Here is a 6,093-nt window from a genome sequence, read left to right as displayed (position 1 = left end):
CGACCAGCATCCCAGCACTGGCTCCCGATCATCCCGGAAACCACTGTGAACCCCGCCGTCAGTGGGGTCCCGTTTGGACGCCGATCACCCCTCCAACAGGGTTCCTATTCCATGCCGATCCACAGCCAGGGCGACCGCCTGTTCCGGCGTCGCGGGTGCGTAGGAGCGTCGGGCGGTGTTGTCGCCGATCGCCAGAGTGTTGAAGCGGCTTTCCGTCCGGGCGACAGCCGCCAGGGTGTCAACGTGGACGGTTGGACCGCAGGCGGTCGCGAGCTGCGCGAAGGCGGCGAGGGTGAGGATCATGCGATCCCCCCTCGCCCGGCGTCGTTAGTCGGCTTGGGGAGCCTTCGGCGCGTGTTCCAGGAGCTTGAGCAAGGCTGGATCGTCCTCGCGCGCCGAGGCCGCGAGAGCACGATATTTCGGCAAATCGGGGTCGTCAGCGACGTAGAAAGGGATGACGCCTTGGTATCCGAAATCGTCGCGCAGAAGCGCGAGCAGGCGGTCAACGTCCTTGTAGGTGCGGTTAGCCTTGTCGCCCCAGGTCCGCATGGGGAGGAAGTCGCGGCGCCAGCTTGGCCGGATATAGGCCAGATGCTCGCGGGTGTCGGGCGGACCGACGGTACAGACGACCAGCACGTTGCGGATGCGGCCCCCTTCCGCGATCCCCTGCCTGATTTCGCCCTCTGATAACCCCTTTGGCAACCGCGCCCCCCAGCAGACGGCCCTACGGCCGGTAGGATTGAGGCGCGAACGTGCGTCTTGGAAGTCCATCCCGCGCCAAGAAGCGACGACGGCACGAAGCCACGAGCCACGGAAGGCGCACGCAGCCGGAAACCACACGTCACAGCGCGCATAGCAGAACACGACCGATTCTTGCGAGGCCCGACCTGCAAAGCGTTGTGGTTCATCAGTTTCACCTCCCGCCAAGCCGGTGCAACACCCGTATAGTGTCATAGGTGTTTTTATGAAAACACCTTTTTTCACCAGCTCTCTAACGAACGGGAACCTTCCGATTGTTCCTGATCTGTTCTCATGTCGGCTTCCATAGAATGTCCAACATTGCAATGGGCTAGAACGGAAGTAGCGCATCGTCTGCGCCACGCCGTGCCTCGCAGGACGTGAACCGAGTAGGCCGGGGGTGTCGAGAGGTGAAGTTGCAAAAACGCCCGTCAGATGCGAGACGGACACAGGCGGCTAATTGCAGCCGAAATCACGCTTTGCGCGTCTGGAATTGACGCGCGCGCGCGATCGGGCAATGGTGCCCGCTGTTTACGACGTTTTCTGAAAGGGACCGGACGACCCGGAACAACCGAGCCAGAAAGTGAAAAAGCCCCCCGCGCCAACGGGAGGCTTTTTCGGTGATGAGGTCAGCTAGCCGCTGGACCGACAATTAGTGTGCAACACGGAAGGTAGGGACTGCGCCGATCGCAGTCAATCCCTCCGAACGGCGGCTTGCGTCCTTCGCCCTGGCTCCTTCACGCGCGAAGGAGAGACGAATCATGCACGCCGAAACGGTGCCGACCGGGCGCCGGAAGATTACCCCCGCCATGCTCGCCCACCGGGCCACCCGGCCGAGCTGCTACGAACCAACCAAGCCGGGCCTTGTGCTGGGTGCGCTCAAGCGCGCGGCCGAGGCATTAGGATGCCCGCAGCGCGTCCTAGCCCTGATCGACTACCTGATGGGATGCACCAGGGCGATCGACTGGACGCATGGAAGCGGCCCGATTTGGGCTTGGCCGTCGAACGCCGTCCTAGGCGACGTGCTGAACATCCAAGAGAGCCAGCTCAAGACCGTGTTCCGAGCCGCCCAGGAGCTGGGGCTGTTGGAGATCCACGACAGCCCCACAGGGAAGCGATACGGGCACCGGGACGCCGAGGGGCGCGTGACGATCGCCTACGGCTTCGACCTGTCTCCCCTCGCGTGGCGCGTGGCCGAGTTCCGACGCATGGCGGCCGATCGGCAAGCGGAGTGGAAGCGCGGCGTGCAGCTCCGCGACGAGGTGACGGCGCTCCGCAACAAGGTGCTGTCCTTGTGCGACCTGGGGCGAGAGGAAGGGGCGGCAGGCGATTGGGAGGCCGTTGACGCGGAAGCCCGCCAGCTCGCCGCATCCAAGGGCCAGAGCCGCGATCCGGCTATCCTCGCCCCGATCCTCGCGGCCTTGAACGATCTGCACCAGGGCGCGCTTGAGGCGCTGACACCGACCGAGGATCAGCCTTCGGAAGCTGTGGAAAGTGCCCCCGTGGGGTCGGAAAACCGGCCCCTCCATACACCTACAAACCAGCCTCTTATCGCTAAAGCGAATACGGAAGCGGACGGGCCTAGTCGGCCCGGAGCTTTTGCTAAGGCAGACAGCCACGTCATCGCTATCCGGCCGAGAACAGATCGAGCGGCACCGGTAGAAACGGGCAAGAGGGAAGGAAGGCAGGAAAGCGCGCTGCGGGGCTTCAACGTGTCGCCGGGGTTCGTGGTCCAGATCGCCCCGAGCTTCGCAACGTGGATCACCAAGCCCGCCCCGACGTGGCCGGAGTTGCTGGACGTAAGCACGTTCGTTCGGTCCGAGCTGGGAATCTCGCAGCACGCATGGGGGCAGGCTTGCGAGGCGCTAGGCCGGCTTGAGGCCCTTGTGACACTGGCCGCGATCGACGCGCGCAGAGCTGCCGGCGAGGTTCAGAATCCCGGCGGGTTGCTGCGGAAAATGGTGGAGCTGCATCGAGGCGGGACGTTGCGCCTAGACCGGACGTTGTTCGGGCTGGCCGACAAGCTGAAAGCCCGGTTGCACTAGGCCCCGGCGTAAGACCCGGCGCGGATGGCGAAGGTATGCGGAGGTATATGATACCTGTTGACAACGTATCCGATACATTGCATATACCTTGGCGCGGCCGGTCGGGCTGCGGCAGGAGGCAAGCATGTCGGGAAATGTCGTTCAGGTTCTAACCTATAAGTCGGTCGAAACCATCCTAGCGGTAGGTGGAACGCAGTCGTGGGCGCTCGATCGCAACCGGGCGAAGGGGTGCAAGTATGCGGTCTGTTGCCGCAATGCGAACACGCGGGAAGCGGAGGGTAACGAGGCCCACGGTTCGGCCTTCATCGTCGGCAAGGTGTCCGACGTGGTGGAGTCCACCGACCACGATGGCCGGTGGCTGGTCCTGTTCAGCGAGTACGCGACGGTCAACGTTGGCGATCAGTGGGAAGGCCGGAACCCGGTGCGCTTCTACACCGTCGAGGACTACGAAGGGCACATCGACTTCGACGCCCTCGATTGGAAGCCCATGCCGGAGCCGCAGGCCAGCTCCACGACGGCCCAGCCGATGCAGGGGATGAACATCACGCAGGCCAAGGCGGCACTTGCCGCGACGTTCGGCGTCGATCCGTCTGCTGTTGAAATCACCATCCGGGGTTAGGTGGCCGAAACTAGCCGGACGCAAATGAGGCCCGGCGGGCGGCAACCCTCCGGGCCTCGATTGGTGCGTTGGTCCATGCAGGAGACGCAAGACAACACATAGCAGATCGAAGCCTGATTTACAGGGGTTTTGAAGCCGAAGGGTTCGGCGCCTGCCGCTGCGCGGCACCGCGGCTCTAGTCGCTTCGCTCCCCAAGCCCCCAAGCGGGGTCTTGGCCCTTCGGGTGACGATCCGACTGGCGGGAAGAAGGGAGGCCAGACCAGGGCACGGGCGCCAACCGGCCTTCCACCCACCTTCCTCCGCGTCGCTGCGCGCCGCTCCGTGCAGGCGGGTCCCTGCGAAGGCCAGTTGACCCCCGCGCCCTGCCCCGGCGGTTCTGATGGTGTCGGGACGAGGGGCGTCTATCAACGCCCCTCGCCCTTCGGTCGAGGGGTTCTCCTTCGCCTGCGGCGCGCGTCGAACAAGGGGCGGGGGTTTGCACGGTGCAAATCGGAGAGGAGGCAGGATGTAAATAAAAGTAATTCTAGATGTTTACAAGTATTGACGTTTTATCCCTGCCCGTCCAGGGTGTTTGAGCGGTTTAGATGAGCCGCCCGGACTTGGCGCGGCGGCAACCGCAAGGCTCCGGCACCCCATGCAGGGACTTAGCGATGTTCGACTTTCCGACTTCACCCCATCCGATCCCCGTCCTGTTCTACTTCGACGCGGCCGAAATGCTCCGGTCCTACGAAGCCTTCACCGTGGAACAGAACCCGGTCACGCGCGCTGATGGCCGCCCGAGCCGGCCCGTCAACGTCTGGACGGTCAGCGCCAAGTATCGGCACACGTCGCAGCGCGGACCCGTGGCCGAGTTCGAGAGCGAGCTTTACGCCCGTATCTTCCGCGATATGGCCGAGGTCGTCGCGGCCCACGTCTAACCGTCACCGGGGGAGGCCCGCCCTTCCCCGGCTTCGCAGAGGTGGCATTTAGCCGATGGAGTTTGCACGGTGCAAAGCCGCCCACCTTTCGAGGTCGGTTGCACGCCGTAAAATATCCCATCCAAAGTGTTTACAAGTGTTGACGAAACCGAGTGCCCCGCCTAGTCTGTCGATGCCGGCTCCGATGAGCCGGCCCGGTTCCGACGCGGCGGCAACCGCCCAGGCTCCGGCCCGCCCATGCAGGGATGACCAATGAAAACCCTTGTCGTGATGAATGAGAAAGGCGGTGTCGGTAAGACGAACATCGTCGCGCACGCGGGATGGTTCTTCGCAGAACGTCACCGCACGCTTGTTATCGACCTGGACCAGCAAGCCAACTTGAGCGCGACGCTAGGCGCCCATCTGGCGACGACGCACGCGATCGAGCTTTTCGCCGGGGCGGCCCAGGTTGAGCCGGTCGGGCCGCTGACCGTGGCGCGTTCCACCCGCGACCTACTGCGTGCAGAGGCAGGCGCCGACATGGCGGTTGTCGAGCAGTTCCGCGACAACCTCGCGAGCATGGCCGACGATTACGACGTGTGCGTGATCGACACTCCCCCGAGCCTCACTAACCGGACATTCGGCGCGCTACTGGCGGCAGATGCGGTGTTGGCGCCTATCGGGATCAGCGACTATTCAATCCAGGGTGTGACCGCATTGATCCAGGCGATCAAGGGCGTATCGGCGCACTATCAGCGCCCCGAACCCCGCTTCCTTGGCCTGCTGCCGTCCATCTACGACCGCAAGAGCCGGCGCGAGCGTGAGCTGTTCGAGAGCTTGGCCGAGACGGTCGGCAAGCTGCTGTTCCCCGGCATCGTGGCGAAGCGCGACGCCTACGCAAAAGCGGCGTCAGACGGCGAACCCGTGTGGAGCAACAAGGGCGCAGCCGCCCGCGAGGCTTCGACCGAAATCCGCGGCATCTTCGAGCATGTCGCCGCCGAAATGGAGTTGGGCGCATGAGCAAGGACACGACGAAGAAGCCGGCGCCTGCCGCCGCACGACCCAAGGCCACGCTTGGCGTTGCCGCCCTTGGCAACCTCATGGCCGCGTCCGGCAGCGACACGCGAGGCGATCCCATCCGCATCCCGCTTGCCGACATTGACGAGGACCCCAACCAGCCGCGCCGGCACTTCGACCAGGGCGAGCTTGAGGGGATGGCCGAGACGATCCGCACTCATGGCGTGATCCAAGCAATCACCGTCCGGCCTCCCCAGGGTGGCCGCTACTTGCTGGTAGCTGGCGCCCGTCGCTTCCGGGCTTCCAAGCTGGCAGGCACCAAGGACATTCCAGCGATCATCCGCACGGCCAAGGAAGGCGACTACGCCGCCCAGGTGATCGAGAACACGCAGCGTTCCAACCTCACCAATTCCGAGCTTGTCGCGTCCGTGGCGAGGCTCGCGAGCGATGGAAACACCAACAAGCAGATCGCGGCTATCTGCGCGTTGAAGGACTGGCAGGTTTCGCAATACCGCAAGTTCGTGGACTACCCGGCCGAGCTGCAAGCGTGGGTGGACCGGGCCGACATGCGCGCGCTCTACGATCTTTCCCGCGTTTGGGAGAAGGGCGCCGAGCAGATCATGCAGGCGCTTGAGGCGTTCGAGGCGGCGAATAAGGACACCCCAGGCGCCACCCTCACGATCACCGAGGCCCGCCGGATCGCATCGAGCATCACCGGCAAGCCCACCGGCAGCATCGTGCTAGATCGCGCCGAGGCGCCGGCAGCGCCGGCCCAGGA

Annotated in this window: 7 protein-coding genes; 5 read left to right on the top strand and 2 right to left on the bottom strand. The window is 64.4% G+C overall.

All coding sequences use genetic code 11. From position 1 onward, the window contains the following. Positions 1 to 84 precede the first annotated feature (84 nt). Positions 85 to 303, bottom strand: a complete 219-nt coding sequence (locus ROTAS13_RS17680; RefSeq protein ID WP_075822995.1) for a hypothetical protein — start codon at positions 301 to 303, stop codon at positions 85 to 87. A 24-nt stretch (positions 304 to 327) separates the two neighbouring features. Next, on the bottom strand, positions 328 to 636 hold the full coding sequence (locus ROTAS13_RS17675; protein WP_075822994.1) for a hypothetical protein: 309 nt from the start codon (positions 634 to 636) through the stop codon (positions 328 to 330). Between the two features lie 863 nt (positions 637 to 1,499). On the opposite strand from ROTAS13_RS17675, the gene repC reads away from it, so the two are divergent. From repC to ROTAS13_RS17650, 5 genes are all read left to right on the top strand, one after another. Beyond that, the gene (gene repC, locus ROTAS13_RS17670) at positions 1,500 to 2,783 is read left to right on the top strand and encodes a plasmid replication protein RepC (protein WP_075822993.1); all 1,284 of its coding nucleotides are present in this window, start codon (positions 1,500 to 1,502) and stop codon (positions 2,781 to 2,783) included. Positions 2,784 to 2,907: 124 nt separating this feature from the next. Next, positions 2,908 to 3,402, top strand: a complete 495-nt coding sequence (locus tag ROTAS13_RS17665) for a hypothetical protein (RefSeq protein ID WP_075822992.1) — start codon at positions 2,908 to 2,910, stop codon at positions 3,400 to 3,402. Positions 3,403 to 4,052: 650 nt separating this feature from the next. After that, positions 4,053 to 4,319 carry a hypothetical protein gene (locus tag ROTAS13_RS17660; RefSeq protein ID WP_075822991.1) on the top strand — a complete coding sequence of 89 codons (267 nt, stop codon included), beginning with the start codon at positions 4,053 to 4,055 and terminating at the stop codon, positions 4,317 to 4,319. Between the two features lie 252 nt (positions 4,320 to 4,571). Continuing rightward, complete coding sequence (locus ROTAS13_RS17655) at positions 4,572 to 5,318, top strand: ParA family protein (RefSeq protein WP_075822990.1); 747 nt, start codon at positions 4,572 to 4,574, stop codon at positions 5,316 to 5,318. Then, positions 5,315 to 6,093 (top strand): ParB/RepB/Spo0J family partition protein (locus ROTAS13_RS17650; protein WP_075822989.1); only part of this gene is annotated, 779 nt, incomplete at its 3' end. The genes ROTAS13_RS17655 and ROTAS13_RS17650, both read left to right, overlap by 4 nt.

It is taken from the genome of Roseomonas sp. TAS13 (assembly GCF_001950415.1).
Taxonomy (GTDB): Bacteria; Pseudomonadota; Alphaproteobacteria; order Acetobacterales; family Acetobacteraceae; genus Roseomonas; species Roseomonas mucosa.
Note: the sequence above shows the minus strand (reverse complement) of the source record. Positions and strands in the feature narration are given on the sequence as shown.